The organism is Streptomyces sp. NPDC093225 (assembly GCF_044753805.1).
GTDB lineage: Bacteria > Actinomycetota > Actinomycetes > Streptomycetales > Streptomycetaceae > Streptomyces.
This window is the reverse complement of sequence record NZ_JBIVNX010000004.1, coordinates 186,955-202,943: the sequence shown is the minus strand read 5'-3', so window position 1 is coordinate 202,943 and position 15,989 is coordinate 186,955. Positions and strand designations below refer to the sequence as shown.

17 protein-coding genes and 1 pseudogene are annotated in these 15,989 nt (G+C 73.8%); 9 read left to right on the top strand and 9 right to left on the bottom strand.

Annotated features, from left to right (window positions below; genetic code table 11):
* Positions 1-270 precede the first annotated feature (270 nt).
* Complete coding sequence (locus tag ACIQCH_RS06585) at positions 271-459, bottom strand: hypothetical protein (protein ID WP_402578592.1); 189 nt, start codon at positions 457-459, stop codon at positions 271-273.
* Positions 460-586: 127 nt separating this feature from the next.
* Entirely contained in the window at positions 587-994 is a 408-nt protein-coding gene (locus ACIQCH_RS06580; RefSeq protein WP_402578590.1) for a hypothetical protein, read from the bottom strand.
* A gap of 158 nt (positions 995-1,152) precedes the next feature.
* On the opposite strand from ACIQCH_RS06580, the gene ACIQCH_RS06575 reads away from it, so the two are divergent.
* On the top strand, positions 1,153-2,157 hold the full coding sequence (locus ACIQCH_RS06575; protein WP_402578588.1) for a LuxR C-terminal-related transcriptional regulator: 1,005 nt from the start codon (positions 1,153-1,155) through the stop codon (positions 2,155-2,157).
* A 68-nt stretch (positions 2,158-2,225) separates the two neighbouring features.
* Here the strand turns inward: ACIQCH_RS06575 and ACIQCH_RS06570 are convergent, their stop codons facing one another.
* From ACIQCH_RS06570 to ACIQCH_RS06555, 4 genes are all read right to left on the bottom strand, one after another.
* On the bottom strand, positions 2,226-2,699 hold the full coding sequence (locus tag ACIQCH_RS06570; RefSeq protein ID WP_402578586.1) for an SPW repeat protein: 474 nt from the start codon (positions 2,697-2,699) through the stop codon (positions 2,226-2,228).
* A 138-nt stretch (positions 2,700-2,837) separates the two neighbouring features.
* Complete coding sequence (locus tag ACIQCH_RS06565; RefSeq protein ID WP_402578584.1) at positions 2,838-3,809, bottom strand: hypothetical protein; 972 nt, start codon at positions 3,807-3,809, stop codon at positions 2,838-2,840.
* Positions 3,806-4,459, bottom strand: a complete 654-nt coding sequence (locus ACIQCH_RS06560) for a response regulator (protein ID WP_402578582.1) — start codon at positions 4,457-4,459, stop codon at positions 3,806-3,808. The genes ACIQCH_RS06565 and ACIQCH_RS06560 overlap by 4 nt, the downstream gene beginning before the upstream one ends.
* Positions 4,447-5,706: a sensor histidine kinase gene (locus ACIQCH_RS06555; RefSeq protein WP_402578580.1), complete on the bottom strand. Its 1,260-nt coding sequence runs from the start codon at positions 5,704-5,706 to the stop codon at positions 4,447-4,449. The genes ACIQCH_RS06560 and ACIQCH_RS06555 overlap by 13 nt, the downstream gene beginning before the upstream one ends.
* 181 nt (positions 5,707-5,887) lie before the next feature.
* On the opposite strand from ACIQCH_RS06555, the gene ACIQCH_RS06550 reads away from it, so the two are divergent.
* The 3 genes and pseudogenes from ACIQCH_RS06550 to ACIQCH_RS06540 all read left to right on the top strand — a co-directional run bounded on the left by ACIQCH_RS06550 (position 5,888) and on the right by ACIQCH_RS06540 (position 7,767).
* Positions 5,888-6,406 (top strand): hypothetical protein, encoded by a 519-nt coding sequence (locus ACIQCH_RS06550; RefSeq protein ID WP_402578578.1) that lies wholly within the window; start codon positions 5,888-5,890, stop codon positions 6,404-6,406.
* Positions 6,407-6,922: 516 nt separating this feature from the next.
* Positions 6,923-7,196, top strand: a pseudogene (locus ACIQCH_RS06545) (response regulator transcription factor); the annotation flags it as partial.
* Between the two features lie 91 nt (positions 7,197-7,287).
* Positions 7,288-7,767: a hypothetical protein gene (locus tag ACIQCH_RS06540; protein WP_402578576.1), complete on the top strand. Its 480-nt coding sequence runs from the start codon at positions 7,288-7,290 to the stop codon at positions 7,765-7,767.
* Positions 7,768-8,058: 291 nt separating this feature from the next.
* Here the strand turns inward: ACIQCH_RS06540 and ACIQCH_RS06535 are convergent, their stop codons facing one another.
* Positions 8,059-8,760, bottom strand: coding sequence for a hypothetical protein (locus ACIQCH_RS06535; RefSeq protein WP_402578574.1), 702 nt, complete (start codon positions 8,758-8,760; stop codon positions 8,059-8,061).
* 266 nt (positions 8,761-9,026) lie between these two features.
* On the opposite strand from ACIQCH_RS06535, the gene ACIQCH_RS06530 reads away from it, so the two are divergent.
* Entirely contained in the window at positions 9,027-10,289 is a 1,263-nt protein-coding gene (locus ACIQCH_RS06530; RefSeq protein WP_402578572.1) for a sensor histidine kinase, read from the top strand.
* Positions 10,286-10,924 carry a LuxR C-terminal-related transcriptional regulator gene (locus ACIQCH_RS06525; RefSeq protein ID WP_402578692.1) on the top strand — a complete coding sequence of 213 codons (639 nt, stop codon included), beginning with the start codon at positions 10,286-10,288 and terminating at the stop codon, positions 10,922-10,924. Before ACIQCH_RS06530 ends, ACIQCH_RS06525 begins: the two co-directional genes overlap by 4 nt.
* A 166-nt stretch (positions 10,925-11,090) precedes the next feature.
* On the opposite strand, the gene ACIQCH_RS06520 is transcribed toward ACIQCH_RS06525, so the two are convergent.
* Entirely contained in the window at positions 11,091-12,524 is a 1,434-nt protein-coding gene (locus ACIQCH_RS06520; RefSeq protein ID WP_402578570.1) for a hypothetical protein, read from the bottom strand.
* Between the two features lie 73 nt (positions 12,525-12,597).
* Positions 12,598-13,086: an ATP-binding protein gene (locus ACIQCH_RS06515; RefSeq protein WP_402578567.1), complete on the bottom strand. Its 489-nt coding sequence runs from the start codon at positions 13,084-13,086 to the stop codon at positions 12,598-12,600.
* A gap of 155 nt (positions 13,087-13,241) precedes the next feature.
* Here ACIQCH_RS06515 and ACIQCH_RS06510 point away from each other — a divergent pair, with 155 nt between their 5' ends.
* The 3 genes from ACIQCH_RS06510 to ACIQCH_RS06500 all read left to right on the top strand — a co-directional run bounded on the left by ACIQCH_RS06510 (position 13,242) and on the right by ACIQCH_RS06500 (position 15,980).
* Positions 13,242-14,087: a helix-turn-helix domain-containing protein gene (locus ACIQCH_RS06510; protein ID WP_402578565.1), complete on the top strand. Its 846-nt coding sequence runs from the start codon at positions 13,242-13,244 to the stop codon at positions 14,085-14,087.
* Positions 14,084-14,260 (top strand): DUF397 domain-containing protein, encoded by a 177-nt coding sequence (locus ACIQCH_RS06505; RefSeq protein WP_402578563.1) that lies wholly within the window; start codon positions 14,084-14,086, stop codon positions 14,258-14,260. Before ACIQCH_RS06510 ends, ACIQCH_RS06505 begins: the two co-directional genes overlap by 4 nt.
* Before the next feature lie 103 nt (positions 14,261-14,363).
* On the top strand, positions 14,364-15,980 hold the full coding sequence (locus ACIQCH_RS06500; protein ID WP_402578561.1) for a poly(3-hydroxybutyrate) depolymerase: 1,617 nt from the start codon (positions 14,364-14,366) through the stop codon (positions 15,978-15,980).
* Positions 15,981-15,989 lie beyond the last annotated feature (9 nt).

Here is a 15,989-nt window from a genome sequence, read left to right as displayed (position 1 = left end):
GGGGGATGACTGCCGCGGCGGGGGTGCGCCGACGGCGCGTCACATCACGGCGGGGATGGAGGGGTTCGACTCGGCACCCCGGTCGACGGGGGCCCGGTCAGGGGTCGTTCAAGAGGTCGCCGGAGGAGTCCTGCGGCGGGTGGTTCGGGGGTGGCGCGGGGGTGGTGCGGGGGGCGCCGGGACTCCGTACGGAGGGGTGGTACGGAGGCTGGCGCGCCGCCCGGGGGCGCGGCCGGCCCGGCGTGGCCGGTCCGGGAGCCCGGTCGCGGGCTACTGCCAGCCCATCGAGTCCTTGTCGGTCACCGCGCCGGTGTCCTCCTGGGTGACCACGACGGTCGTCTGCGCGGTTTCGACGGCCGAGCTCGGACCGTCGAAGGCCACCGCCGAGGCGGCGGGGGCGAGCAGCGCGAGGGCGACGGAGGCGACCGCGGTGGCCAGGAGGGACTTGGTGCGAAGCATGGCGACTTCCTCGGGGTGATCAGGGCTGGACGGGTACGGACGACTGACGGGTCCGGACCTGGGGGCGCCCCGCGGTTGGCGCCTTACCGGTTCCGGTCCCGGGCCGGTGCGTTCCGGCCGCTGGTCACTAGTTTTCGGATCGGCCCGGCCGCTCGGAAGCCCATCCGGCTGGACGGATCCGGCCCTGTCCGGAACCGTCCCGGCCGGCCGGCGGACGGCGTACGGCAGGAGTGCCGGCGAAGTCCAGGAAGGCGCTGAGGAGGGGGACTTGGGCGCACTGGACCGCCCAGCCGCGCAGCTCGGGGAGCACCTTGGTGCCGCGCCGGCCGACGGCCAGCGCGGCACCCTCGGCGTCGGCGAGCGAGCCGGCGACCAGGTGCAGCCCGAGGACCGGGTACGGCCGCGCGTCGGGGTGGGGCGTGACGTGTTCGAGGGCCTCTTCCGGTCGCGAGATCGCGCGCAGGAGGGCGGGCAGGTCCGCGCCGAGGGAACCGCCGCCCGGCGGGGGGCGCAGGGAGACATGGACGAGGTACATGCCGACAAGAGTGGGAAATCCCGGGCGTCCTGGGCCAGTCGACGCGACGGACGGTTCCGTCCCTGGCCGGAACCGTCCACGTTTTGGGACCTCTGGAGATGGCAGGCCGTGGGGGGGTTCTGTAAAGATCAACTGATCCAAAGGAACCGGGGGGTCGGATGCTTTCCACGCTGGGATTGGAAACCGGGGCGGAGCTCGTCTACCGGGCCATGCTGCGCCTGCCGCTGGCGGGGATCCCCGCCCTGGCCGGCGAATGCGCCCTGTCGCAGGACGACGTGCGCGCCGCGCTCGACCAACTCAGCATCCTGGCCCTGGTCCGCCCCTCGCACACCGGCGACGGCTCGCTGCGCGCGGTGTCACCGGAGGTCGGCATGGAGCTGCTGATGGTCCGCCAGCAGGCGGAGATCGCGGCCCAGCAGCAGCGCCTCGAGCAGTCCCGGGCCGCCGCCGCCCAGCTCATCGCCGAGTACGCCGACCTGCGCCCGGCCACGGCCCACCCCGGCGTGGAGCAGCTGCTGGGTCTGGACGAGATCCGCGACCGGCTCGCCCGGCTCACCCGCGAGGTCCGCGAGGAGGTGGTGAGCCTGTCGCCGGGCGGCGCCCAGACCCCCGAGAACCTGGCGGCCGCCCGCCCGCTGGACGAGGAACTGCTGGGCCGCGGCGTGCGGATGCGCACGATCTACCTCGCCAGCGTGCGCAACGACCGGCCCACGGTCGAGTACGCCGACTGGCTGGGCTCCCGCGGCGGCCAGGTCCGCACCCTGACCACCCTCCCCACCCGCATGATCATCGTCGACCGGGCCACCGCCGTCATCCCGGTGAGCAGCGACGACACCGCCGCCGGGGCGGTCGTCCTGACCGGGCAGGGCACGCTGAGCGCGCTCACCGCCCTGTTCGAGGGCCTGTGGTCGGCGGCCGAGCCGCTCGGCTCCGAACCGGCGGCCGCCCCGTCCGAGGAGGAGGACCTCACCCCGCAACTGGGGACGGTCCTGCGGTTCCTGGCGGACGGCCACACCGACGACGCGATCGCCAAGCGCCTCGGGGTCTCCTCGCGCACCGCGCGCCGGCTGGCCACCGAGCTGATGGACCGGCTGGGTGCGCGCAGCCGCTTCGAGGCGGGCGCGCGGGCCGTACAACGCGGCTGGCTCCCCACGCCCCGCTGAGGGGGCACGGGGAGCCGGCCTTCCCCGCCGGGGACGGCGGGGCTCGATGGATCCGGGATCCGGTCGCGTCAGACCATCGGGTCCATGGTCGGCGGGCGTCCGGCCCGACGGGCCGACAGCCCGCGCCGGCCGCCCGTACCCATGGCGGCCGCCGCCATCGCGCAGCCGAGCAGCAGGGCCACGGCTCCGCAGATGACGTTGCTGACCACACTGCGGGTGGTGTCGACGTTCCCGGCCACGACCCACGGCGCGAGGATCGCCCAGGCGCCGATGGCGATGCCCGCCCACGCCATGGCGTGGGTGCGCTCGTAAGCCGAGCCGAAGCCGCCCATGATCGCGCAGTAGGCCACGCCGGTGATCAGGTTCGTGACGGCGAGCGTCGTGAGGTCGTTGAAGCCGACGATCCACGGCGAGGCCGCCAGGTACAGGCCCGTGAGCAGGGCCAGGGTCTCCGTGAACTGCGCCCGTGGGGTGGTCGTCGCCCGCTCGAACCGGGCGCGCATCTCGGCGAGGTCGGGGTGTTGTTCAATGCTGGTGGTCATCTCGGGCCGCCTCCCATGAAGCTTTATATGCCCTTTATATCCCCTATGTAACGCCCGCCGGTTTCTTTGGTCAAGCGGCTCTGACCTGGTCTTCTTCGCGGATACGGGCGCGGTGCCGCGCGGCGGCCGCCGACGGCTTCACTCCGCGTAGTCCGCGTCGGCCGAGCCCGAGTCGGCGGACAGTCGCAGCACCCCCGCCGCGCGGGGGTCCCGGAGCGCGTCGGACACCGTGCACGTCCCCGACCCGGCCGTGCACCGCACCCGGTAGCGCACCCCCGGGGGCAGCGTGACGTGCAGCGATCCCGAGTCGGCCGTCCCGGTCACCGACCCGGGCGGCGCCGCGAAGCCCACCACGGCGCTGCCCGAGCCCACCCGGACCTCCGCCTGGGCGGAGGTGAGCGCGGTGGCCCGGACGGTGCCGCTGCCGACCTCGGCCCGTACCGGACCGCCGAGCCCGTACAGCCGCACCTCGCCGGACGCGCTGCGGGCGTCGACCGGGCCGGTCAGACCGCTGAGGCCGATCGGGCCCGAGGCGCTCTCGACCCGCACCGGGACGCCCTTCGGCACCGTCACCGCGAGGTCCAACGAGCAGCCGGGGCCCACGACGAGGGGCAGCCCGCCGTCGGAACAGCGGGCGGTCAGCCGCAGCACGTCACCCAGCAGGCTCTGCTCCACGGTCGGCCGCTGCCCGAACCACCGGGCCGTACCGCGGTAGTCCACCGCGCCGCCGGAGCCGGGGGTCACGCTGACCGAGGCGTCGTCCACCTCGATCTCGACGGCACGCACCCGCTGCGCGCCGCTGCCGCCGGCCAGCGCCTCCTGGTGCCGGGCCTGCCGGGACACCGCCCAGGACGCGACGGGCACGAGCACCAGCGCGGCGCTCACGGCGGCGACGGCGTACCACGCGGTACGCGCCCGCCGCGGGGCACGGCCGGCACGGGCCGCGTCCTCGGGGGCCGCGGTGGCGGAGGCCGAGGTCCCGGGACCCGCACCCTCGGGGGCCGCCGTCGCGGCGCGCGCGGACGGACCCTCGCGGCCGGCGGCGGGGGCGGCGGATCGGGCGCGGTCGCCGCCGGCGGCACCGGGCGGAGCGTCGGGGGCGCCCGTCACGAGCCGCCCTCCAGGAACCGCAGCACCGCCAGCACCCTGCGGTGGTCCCCGTCCGCCGGGGGCAGGTCGAGCTTGGCGAAGATGTTGTTGATGTGCTTGGCCACCGCCGAGTCGCCCACCACCAGCTCGGCCGCGATCCCGGCGTTGGACCGCCCCTCCGCCATGAGCGCCAGCACGTCCCGCTCGCGCGGCGTCAGCCGGGCCAGCGGCCGCTCGGCCCCGCTCCGGCGCAGCAGCAGCTGGGCCACCACCTGGGGGTCCAGGGCGGTGCCCCCGGCGGCGACCCTCTTGAGGGCGTCGACGAACTCCTCGACGTCGGCGACCCGTTGCTTGAGCAGGTAGCCGATGCCACCGCTCTGGGTGGCGAGCAGGTCGGCGGCGTAGCGCTCCTCCACGTACTGCGAGAGCAGCAGCACGGCTGTCCCCGGCCACTGCTGACGGATCATCAACGCCGCCCGTACGCCCTCGTCGGTGAAACCGGGCGGCATCCGGACGTCGACCAGGGCCAGCGCGGGCCGGTGCTCCTCGACGGCGGCCAGCAGGCCCTCGGCGTCCCCGGTCTCGGCGGCGACCTCGAACCCGGCCATCTCCAGGACCTTGACGAGTCCGATCCGCAGCAGCACCGAGTCCTCGGCGATCACAGCCCGCACGGCAGCTCCACAGTGATGACGGTCGGGCCCCCGAGGGGGCTGTCGATCTCGATCGTTCCGTCCACCGACCCTACGCGCTTGCGCAGTCCGGTCAGTCCGGTGCCCCCGGCCGGATCGGCGCCGCCGACCCCGTCGTCGGTGACGGTGATGCGCAACGGGCCTCCCCCGCCCTCGGGTTCGCGCACGACGGTCACCTCGCACCGCGAGGCCCGGGCGTGCTTGGCCACGTTGGCCAGCGCCTCGGAGACCACGAAGTAGGCCACGGCCTCCACCGTCGGCCCGGGCCGCTCGGTCAGCCGTACGGTCAGCTCGACCGGGAAGGGCGCCCGGGCCGCGACGCCCGACAGCGCGGCGTCCAGGCCCCGGTCCTCCAGGACGGCCGGGTGCAGCCCGCGCACCAGGTCGTTGAGCTCCGCGATGGCCTCCTTGGCCTCGCGGTGCGCCTCGTCGATGACGGCGCGGGCGGCGGGCGGCAGGTCGGTGAGGGTGGCGCGGGCGATGCCGAGGTTCATGGCGAGGGCCACCAGGCGCTGCTGGGCGCCGTCGTGCAGGTCCCGTTCGATGCGCCGCCGTTCGAGGTCGGCGGCGTCCAGCACCCCGGCCCGGCTCTCGGCCAGGTCCTCGACGCGGCGCTGGAGCTCCTTGGCGCGGTTGGGGCCGAGCAGGGCGGCCGCGGCGGTCGCGTCGAGCCGCGCGACGGCGGCCGCGAGCCAGGGCGTCAGGAGCAGCAGCAGGACGCCGGCGCCGGTCAGCAGGTCGTACTGGGAGGTCCACCCCAGGGTGCGCTCCTGCCACGGCACGGCCGCGGCCCAGGCGTACGCGGTGGCCCCGGCGGCGCCGCCGAGCCAGGCGAGGACGACGAGCGCGCCGGCCGCGCCGGCGACGGGGGCGACCAGCAGGTGGTACCCGTACTGCCGCCAGGTGGCCTCCGAGCGCAGCCGCGCGAGCAGCCCGCGCGGGGAGAGCGGTCGACCCTCGTGGACGACCGCCGGCACCTCGAGGTCCAACAGGGACCAGAACCGGCTGCGTTGCAGCGCCGTCAGCAGCGGGCTCAGAACGAGGAGGGCGAGCAGCGCGGAGGGCGTGCGGCCGGGCGCCCGCATGAGGTACGCGACGGCGCCCGCGGCCGGCAGCGCGAGCGGCAGGGCCGAGACCGTGAAGGCCGTGTGGCGCCAGGCCAAGGCCGACCACGGGGCGTGGGCGGCGGTCCCTCGGAATGCGCGCCGCAGCGCCCCCGTAGCTTCCATGATCGAAAGCTAATCATGGGGGCGGGGCCGGGCTCCATCCCCCTGGTGCCCGCCCGATGGTGTACCTGGCACCACCCCCGGTTCGGACGCCCGCGCTACTGCCCGGGAGCGGCCCGCCGGACAGGCTTGGGACATCGACGGCGGACCGCCCGGCCCGCCGCGCCGAAAGGAGTCCCCTCGCATGTCCCTCACGGCCCCGCGCCCGTCCTTCGGTCCGCTCGCCCCCTCCGGCCGGCGGCGCCCGGCGCCCCGGACCGGTCTGCTGCCGGGCTTCAAGGGCACTGCCGGGCGCGGCACTTCGGGGGTCTCACCGCGCCGCTCCCTCGTCGGCCTGCTGCCCACGGTGCTCATCGGGTCCGGCGTGGCCCTGCTCCCGTGGATGGTGGTCCTGGCCAAGACCCTGCCGCAGACCACCGAGGTGTCGCACTGGGCCACCGCCTGGGTGGGCCTGGACGCCCTGATCGCGGCCGGCCTGCTCGCCACGGGCGTGCTCCTGCGCAAGGGCGACCCGCGGCTGCCCGCCGCCGCCGCGGCCACGGCGACGCTGCTGGTCACCGACGCCTGGTTCGACATCACCACGGCCCCGGCGGGCGCCGGCCTCGCGACCGCCGTGGCGATGGCCGCCTGCGCCGAACTCCCGCTGGCCGGCGCCTGCGCCGCCCTGGCCGTCCGCACGCCGGGCCGCCGTACCGGAGCCTGAGAGCCGACCTGAGAACCACCCGGAGAACCGGTCGCCACCCTGCGGTTTCCCGCAGGGGTCGGATACGGACCACCGCACCGCGACCGACGGGCATCCGCATACCCGCGCCGCCCCGCGCTTCCTAGCGTGGAAGGGCCGCCGGGGCAACCGCCCCGCCTACCGAGCCCTCCCCCGGAGACCCACGATGCCGCCCCACCTCCTCCCGATCGCCCTCGCCCAGCAGCCCGCCGACGGCTTCGCGGGCTGGGCCGGCCCGTTCCTCCTGTGGCCCCGCTCCCGCCCGGACGCCCTCGCCGTCCTGATGGGCGGCGCCCGGCGGCTGGCAGCCCTGGAACGCGCCCGCCGCACCGCCTTCTTCGGCGACGCCTTCCCCGCGCCCTACCGTGCCCCGGACGCCAAGGTCCTGCGCTTCCTGGCGCTGCGCTGCTCCGCGGGCCTGCTGTGCACCGTCGTCCTCGCACTGCTCGACTTCGGCGCGGCCTTGGCCGCCCTGCTCGTCGCCGGCGCTGTGCGCGGGCCGGAGGCGCCGTCCTCGACCCCGAAGTCGTAACGGCAGCTCGTCGTCCGCACCACCCGTGGCGACCCGCTGGCCCGGCTGACCCCGCGCGAGCGCACGGTGCTGGAGGCCCTGGCCGAGGGGCTCACGAACACGGCCATCGCGCACCGACTGCACCTCTCGCTCAGCTCGGTGGAGAAGAACCTCAACGCGGTCTTCGACAAGCTGGAGCTCTCCCACACCTCCGGCTACGGCCGCCGCATCCTCGCAGTGCTGCGGTACCTGGAGTCGTAGGCCGTCGGGCCGTCGCCCCGGGAGGGCCCCTGTCGGTGGCCGCGGCTACAGTGCCGTCCGACCGTTCGCGCAGGGCCAGGGGTGGGGAGACATGAGCGCACGACTGAGGGCGACCGCGGCGGAACTGGGTGCCCTGCTGTGGCGGGAGCACACCGTCTACCGGGAGCGGTCGGGCGGGGTGGTGATCCGCGGGGACCACGTCCAGCGCTGGATCAGCCTGTCCCCGACCGGCGGCAAGGGCGAACTCCTCGTTCGGGCCGGCCGGATCCTGCCCGGCGGTACCTCGGCCCCGGCCCGCTGCGAGGCCGTCGCGGACCCGGCCGCCGGCACGGCCGGGCTCGCCGCCCTGTGCCGCCGCCTCCTCGCCGAGACGGCCGCTCCCGAGGACGCCGCGACCGTCCCCCGGCAGCGCGGCGCACACGACGCGGCCCCTCGCCGCCGCACCCGCACCCCTCGCTCCCCCCGCCGCACGGGCCGCCACACGGGCGCCGCTTCGTGGGCCGTCCTCCTGTGCGTGACGGGCCTGATCGCGGTGTACGTGTACCTCACCGCCTCGGGCCGGGGGATCTAGCGCGCGGATCTGATCGTGATCAAGGGGCGGAGGTGGCCGGTGAGGTCTCCGGTCCGGCCCTGGGGGCCGCGGCCGACGGCGACCTCACGCGGTGGGGAGCGCTGTTCGCCCGCGCGGTGACCGACACCGCCCGCCACCGGACCGGCACCCTCACGGCCCACGGCCGCCTGCTCGACGCCGCCGTCGCCCAGGTCGCCGACGACGGTGTCCGGCCCGGTCCCGCTTCTCCGAGATGGTGTGCGGGTTGTTCCGCACCCGCTCGACAGGAGCCACTCCCTGGGTGTTCGGCGGTCACCAACTGCCCTGGAGGAGCAGCAAGAACCCCGGGTCGGGGTTCGCCACGGTGGTTGCATTGGCCACCACGACCCCCAGCGCAGCCAGGGCCGGGACTGTCGGCAGCAGGCTGTACCACCGCCGACCCCGACGCCAGGCCACCACGGACAGGCCGATGAGGACGGCTGCCAGGAGCCCGGACAGCACGCCCTTCACCAGGTGCCATCGCACGTACTCGTCGAGCATCACGTGCAGCGCGGGCGAGATCGGGCCGTGTGCGAGCTGGTTCCGGGCCTGGGCCAGGTCAGCGGTCAGATCGGCGTGGGCGGGGTGGGACGCCAGACGCGGCAGCAGCGTGCCGAACGGCGACACGAACCCCTGGACGTTCAAGATCATCAGTGCCGCCGCCGCGAGCGCGAGCACCGCGAGCGGCAGTCGGAACCGCCGGAGCCGGACGGCCAGTGCCACCAGCACCACGAGCAGCGGCAGAGCTATCACCGCCCGTACCAGGTGATAGCCGAACTGTTGGTCGACAAGGTGCTGGAGGTCGGCCGGGAAGCCCCGGCCGCCGCCCGAGGACCAGTACGCGGCAAAGGCGCGCGGGAAGTCGTCGAACGGGCCGGGGAAGAACAGTGGCGGTGCCAGGAAGAACGCGACGGCCAGCAGAAGGGTCATGGCCAGGAGCTCGGCGTTACGCCTTCGGGCGTGGGTGGTGCTCAAAGGTGACTCCTCGTCGGATCGGCCGCACAACGCAGGTGGGCGGGCACGGTGCGCCCAAGCTAGGCGGCTGTCGGCAACCGCCGACAGCCCGCTGGACCTACTCCCGGGGTAGGTCTGGCACCACCTGCCGGTGGCCGTGCCCGGACCTGTCGGCGGGCACGGGGCGAGCTGTGCGGCGGCGCGGGCGGAAAGGTAGGGCTGGCCCTACCGCAGGACTCGCCCCAGCGTCCTGGCTCGGGCCGACCGGGTGCGCCTAGCCTGGGCCCATGACCTCGGCCGATACCCTGCTCAGGGCGATGATGAGACCCCGGTTCCTGGTCTCGGCGTGGCCATGGCGCGGGGCGGTGTACGCCGCGACGGCGGCAGTGGTGTCGGGCCTTGTCTGGCTCGTGCTGACCTGTCTGTCTGCTCCCCTGGTGCTGGCCGTGGCAGTACTCATGAACGAGGGGATCGACACGGGCTGGTATGCACTGGCCGCGACCGCGCTCGGTCTGCTCGGCGTCAGCCTCCTCGCGCTGGTGGGGCCGTGGCTGGCCCTTGCGGTGGCGGCCGTGGAGCGGTGGCGGTTGCGGCTGGCCGACGACGGGCCGGTCGTGTCGCGGCGCAACAACGGCGTCTACACCGATCCGGCTGCCTGGCGGGCGGTTGCGTACCTGCTGCTGCTGGCTGTGATCGCGCCGCTGTGGCTGGGGGTACTGGCGGTCGCCGGCCTAGTGGTGGTCTCCACACCGATTGCGGTGCACCATCAGCTGGCGGCCGCGGCACCGGTGGGCGGCGTGGTCGGGCGGGCCGCACTCGGGCTGCTGCTGCTCCAGGCGATGCCGTACCTGACCGCGACGTTCAGTGGTGCGCATGCCGGGCTCGCCCGGTTGCTGCTGTGCGCCGAGCCGGACCCGGCTGCGGCCGAACTGGTCGAGGTGGCACGGTCGCGGACGCGGCTGGCGGACGCGTTCGACGCCGAGCGCCACCGGATCGAGCGAGACCTGCACGACATCGCTCAGCAGCGGTTGGTGAGCCTGACCATGCAACTCAGTGTGGCCAAGCTGGACCTGCCGGCGGACTCTCCGGCGAAGGCGCCGGTGGCCCTGGCGCACGACCACGCCAAGGCGTTGATGGTCGAACTGCGGGATCTGATCCGGGGGATCAGTCCGCGAACGCTCCGTGAGCTGGGGCTGCGCGCCGCGATCGAGGAACTGGCCGCGGGCAGCCCGCTGGAGGTCGAGGTGGACGCCGACCCGGGTCGCTTCCCGCCAGGGGTGGAGACGGTTGCGTTCGCGGCGGTGTCGGAGGCACTGGCCAACGCGGTCAAGCACGGGGCCGCCGGCGAGGCCGCGGTGAGGGTCCGGCGTTCGGGCGGCATACTGACCGTGCAGGTGCGTGACGACGGACGCGGCGGGGCGGACCCGTCGGGAGGTACGGGCCTGACCGGTCTGGCCGACCGCACGGCGGCGGCCGGGGGCCGGCTGCTGATCTCCAGCCCGGTCGGAGGGCCGACGATCGTGCGGGTGGAGCTGCCGTGCACGTTGTGATCGCCGAAGACTCGGTCCTGCTCCGTGAGGGGCTGATCGGACTGCTGCCCCGGTTCGGTTTCGAGGTCCTGGCCGCGGTCGGTGACGCCGACGGGCTGGTCGCGGCGGTGCAGCAGACCAGGCCCCGCCTGGTGGTCACCGACGTGCGCATGCCACCCGGATTCACCGACGAGGGCCTGCGCGCCGCAGTGGCGTTGCGCGACGCCGACCCCGACTTGGCGGTGGTGGCGCTGAGCCAGTACGTGCAGCACAGCTACGCTGACGAACTGCTCGCCTCGGGCCAGGGACGGGCCGTTGGGTACCTACTCAAAGACCGGGTGGGCGACGTCGCCGAGTTCGCGGAGATGCTGCGGCGGGTGGCCGCCGGCGGTACGGTCGTCGACCCCGAGGTAGTGCGGCAGTTGATGCAGCGGCAGCGGGATCCGCTCCGTCACCTGTCGCCGCGGGAGCGTCAGGTGCTCGCGTTGATCGCCGAGGGGCATTCGAACGCGGCGATCGCCCACATCCTCACCCTGACCGAGGCAGGTGTGGGCAAACACATCGGCAGCCTGCTGGCCAAGCTGAACCTGCCGGTCAGTAACGACACCAACCGGCGTGTCCAGGCCGTTCTCACGTACCTGAGAGGTCGGCAATGAGCATGGGGCCGCAAGCCGGTCCACCGCCACGAGGGCAACCGGCCCCTCCCCGAGGATGAATCCAGCCGCCCAGCAGTCGCGCTACGAGAGGCTGGCCGTCCGCTACGAGGCCACCATCCAACTCGCCCTGATACGGCAGGCACTGTGAACGCATCTCAAACACGCATTAGGACCTCGACGGGTTCACCCGGATCCGGGCCGAGTCGTTGCGGTGGTCCGGGTCGTCGAGGTACGTGTCCGCAAGGAACCTCGTAGAGAAGCTGCCGGAGACGTCCTTGAGGGTCTGCTCCAGCTTCAGGGTGAAGGTGTACGCGAACTCGTCGCCCGGCTTCACGAAGATCCGGCCGCCGGGCGGGACCACCTCGCACCAGTGGTACGCCACGGTGCCGTCCGCGCGCTCGCGCGGACGGCAGGCAGGGTCGGCCTTGACGACCGAGACGCCCTTCGGCAGCTTCAGGATCCCCTGCACCTCACGCGCCGAGAGGAAGTACGCGGGGCCCTGGTTGCGCAGCTTGACCGTGGCCCGCACCGTCGTGCCTGCCCCGCCCCGCACGGTCGTGCCGACCGCCGCGAAGTCCGCACCGCCCGCGACCGACACCGTCCCGAAGTAGTGGCTGTTGTAGCGGTTGGTGTCCCGGCCGGTGTCGCCCACCCCGGTGGGCGCCGCGACGGCCACCGTCTTGAACTTCAGCTCGGGACCGGTGCCGGTGCGCACCGTGCGGCCCCCGCGCCACGCGGTGCGGTTCCCCGCGTTGTCCTCGTCGACCCGGAGGAAGAACCTCTCCGAGCCGGAGGCGTAAGCGGCCACCCGGATCCCGGCGGGGAGGGCGAGCCGGTAGCTCCTGCCGGGCAGGAAGGTGCCCTTGATCCGGCACTGGTAGGTGGCCGACATGTTCATCAGTGCGTCGAGGTACGCGTCCTCGCCGCCGACGTAGTCCATGGGGCCGCGGCGGTACGCGCAGTTGCGGTGGTCCAGTCCCAGCTTCAGGCCGTACGTTGCCTCCGCGGTCAGCAGCACGTCGGTGACGGGCTCGGTGCCCTTGTTGGTGAGCGTGAACGGCAGCGGGATCCGGGCACCGGGCTCGGGCCTCGGGTCGTGGTCGGGCATCTTCATCTCGAGGTCGGGGCCACCGGCCTCCACCCTCGCGTCGACGCCCTTCACGGTGCGGCCCCGGACGTGGGCCGAGATCTTGACGGTCCCGCGGTCACCCACCTTCGCGCCCGGCAGCGTACGGACGACGATCGTGGCCAGCCGGCCCCGGGCGCCTCCGCGCAGCACGGCGGATCCCGTGCAGGTGACCTTGGTGCCGGTCACCTTGCAGTCCTCCTGCTCGGGTTCCTCGAACTCCGCCTTCGCGAACCCGGCGATGCCGGCGAAGTCCGCGGTGACGGTGAAGGGGTCCGGGTAGTCCGCGCCCGGGTTGTCGTAGAGGACGTCGAGGAGCTGCCAGCGGCCGCCCAGGGCCACGTTCGTGGCGGGCGCCTCCAGCCTGATCGGCGGCTCGGCGGCGGGGGCCGGCCGGGCGGCCGCGGGCGCGGACGCCTGCGCAGCCGTGGCCGTCACCGACGGCCCGAGGGCGGCCAGAGCGGCCACGGCCATGACCGAGAAGCGAAGTTGACGATGTTTCATGGCCCGTGTGACCTGCGACGGCACACAAAAGTTGTACGCCGCGTCACCCGGGGTCCGGACCGCCGTCCGGACGACACCGCTCCGGAGGAGCCGGCCGTGCGGGCCGGGACCGGGCCGCGCACTCGGCCCAGACCGTCTTGCCCGGCCCGTTCCGCTCCCGTACGCCCCACCGCAGCGCGAGCGCCCCGACGAGCACGAGCCCCCGGCCGCCCTCGGCGTCGGCGCCCGTCGGCCGCAGGGCCGGCCGGCGGGGATGGGTGTCCGATACCTCCACGTGCACGCACCCGTGGCCCCTGCGCAGGTGCAGCTCGAAGTCGCGTCCGGGAACGCGCCCGTGCAGCACGGCGTTGGCCGCCAGCTCCCCCACGACCGTCACGAGCGCGTCGTGGGCGGTCGTACCGCGCGGGATGCCCCAGTCCACGGCCTGCTGCGCAGCGAGCAGCCGCGCGAGGCGCGCTCCGCGGCGGGTGGCGGAGAACCGCTGGGTGAACGTACGTACGGTGACCGGGGCTTGGGGTGCGCGAGGTGTCATGGGGTCCAGCGTTCCGGCTGCGCCCCCTGGTCGGGAGGGCCGACACTGGTACAGATCCGTCTGTACCGGTTCCCGCTCTGGACTGTGCTGGTGACGGTCCGTAACGCTGTTCCGGGTCGGGCGAGGGTGCGCGTGCGCGAAGGGGCGGCTGTTTCATGACGGTTGACAGCGGCGGCGGCAACAACGGCGATCCGGAGTTCTCCGACAGCCTCAAGACGTTCGGGGCGGTCCTGAAGGCGCTGCGGGACGAGGCCGGCCTGACGCAGGAGGCCTTCGCCCGCAAGGTGCGCTATTCGGCGCATTACGTCGCCAAGATCGAGCAGGGAAAGCGGTTCCCTCCGGCGGATCTGCCGCAGCGGGCGGAGGAGGCGCTGGGAGCGGCCGCCGCCAAGGTGCTGGCTGCGGCGGCACACAGCCTCACCCGCAAGGCGGGGCTGGCGTCGCGGTTCCACGAGTGGGCCGGCATCGAGGAGGAGGCCGTCTCCCTCTATACGTACGAGTGCCGGGTCATCCCCGGACTCCTCCAGCCGGAGTCGTACGCGCGGGCGGTCTTCGAGCGTCGCCTGCCGCCGCTCACGGAGGAGCAGATCGAGCGACAGGTCACGTCGCGGCTCGCACGCCAACAGTTGCTGATCGAGCTGCCGAACACGAGCTTCTGCTTCTTGATCGAGCAGGCTCTCCTCGAACGGCGCTTCGGCGGTGCCGAGGTGACCCGGACCCTCCTGGAGGGGCTCCTGACGCACGGCCGGCGCCGCAACGTCGAGGTCCTGGTCATGCCGTTGCAGCAGGAGGACCACTCGGGCTACGACGGCTCGATGTACCTCGCCGAGACCAGCGACAATAAGTGGCTGGGATACGTGGAAGGGCACAACACGAGCACCGTGATCAGTGACACGAAAGCGGTCAGTGCCATGCTCCAGCGCTATGGCAAGATGCGCTCACAGGCCCTGAGCCGTCAGGACAGCACGAGCCTGCTGGAGCAGATGCGAGGAGCGCTATGAGCACCACGGAACCGGCCTGGTTCAAGAGCACCTACAGCGGCGGCGACGGCGACAACTGCGTCGAAGTCGCCGTGCAGCCCGAGGCCGTCCTCGTCCGCGATTCCAAGGACACCGCTCTCCGCCCCCTCGCCCTCTCCCCCCGAGCCTGGTCTGCCTTCACCGCCTGCGTCTGAACACCCATACGCGCCACCCCCGTTGTGTCCGCCCATCACATAGTGGGCGACCACGGCGCGCCCTAGCCTCCCGGGAATCCCCACCCCCACCGAGGAGGCCCCCTTGAAGCAACCGCCACGCTTCCCGCGGCTCCGCCGGCTGGCCGCACTGCTGCTGCTCGCCGCGTCGACCGCGCTCCCCACCGCCCCCACGGCCCAGGCTGCCGTCACGCCTGCACCCACCCCCGGCGAGCTCAGGCCCCACACCATCAGCGCCGCCTACACCGCCGGGATCTCGTCCGGCGGGTACATGGCCACCCAGCTCCACGTGGCGTACTCGGGCACGTTCGCCGGCTCCGCCGTCTTCGCCGCCGGGCCGTACGACTGCGCGCGGGGCGACCTCTACCGGGCCCAGTACGCCTGCATGAAGACGTACCAGGACCTCGGGCTCGACGCCCTCGAGCGCACCACCCGCGACCGGTCCGCGCAGGGCCTGATCGACCCGGTGGCCAACCTCTCCGGCGACCCGGTGTACGTCTTCAGCGGGTCGGGGGACGCGACCGTGGAGCGGCCCGTCGCCGGCGCCCTGGCCGCGTACTACGGCCGCTTCGGCGCCCGCGTGCGGTACGACGCCACGACCGCCGCCGGGCACGCCTGGATCAGCCCGCTGGGGCCGAACGCGTGCACCGTCACGCAGAGCCCGTACGTCAACGACTGCGGGATCGACGCCGAGCGCGACCTCCTCGGCCACCTCACGGGAGCCGTCGACGCCCCCGCCCCGGCCCCCACCGGCTCGCTCGTCCGCTTCGACCAGAACCGGTACGTGCCCGGCGGATCGGCCTCCGCCGTCTCCATGGACGGCAGCGGCTTCCTCTACGAACCCGCCGCCTGCTCCGACACCGCCACCCCCTGCCGCCTGCTCGTCGCCCTGCACGGCTGCAAGCAGGGGTACTCGTACCAGTCCTTCGGCACGAAGTTCATCGACACCGCGTACCTCGACGAGTACGCGGACACCAACCACCTCCTCGTCCTCTACCCGCAGGCCGTCCCGACCACCACCCTCGACAACCCCAACGGGTGCTGGAACTGGTGGGGTTACCTCGGCGACGGCGCGTACGCACAGCACGGCGGCAAGCAGATCGAGGCCATCATGAACATGGTCCGCGCCCTCGGCGGCGGGGGCACGGAACCGCCGACCCCGACGACCACCGTCACCCTCCCCTCCCTCGACGCCCAGGACGGCTACGTGAAGGCCGCCCCGGACGGTTCCGGAGCGGCGGTCGGCACCCTCGAGGGCGTCTCCGGCCTGGCCCTCGGCCGCGGCAGCGACGGCAAGGACAACCGCAGCCTGCTCTCCTTCGACACCTCGCGCGTCCCGGCCGGCAAGGAGATCGTCCGGGCGTACGTGAGCGCCACCCGCGCGAGCGGCTCCGGTGACCCGTGGGCCTCGCCCGCCGGCAACCGCCTGCTGCTGGACGTCCGTACGGGCTGCTTCGGCGCCTCGTGCACCACCGAGCCGTCCGACTGGTCCGCCCCGGCGACCGTCCCCGCCGCCGCCGAACTCCCCGCCTTCTCCTCCGGCACGCGCGCCTCCACGGACCTCTCCCCCGCCGCCCTGGCCGCCCTCGACCGCACCGGCACCACCCAGCTCCGCCTGCGCTTCGCCACCACGCCGACGTCCACGGCGTACCTCTTCCTCGCCACCGCCCCCCGCCCCACCCTCACGGTCGAGTACCGCTAGCGCGGGAGA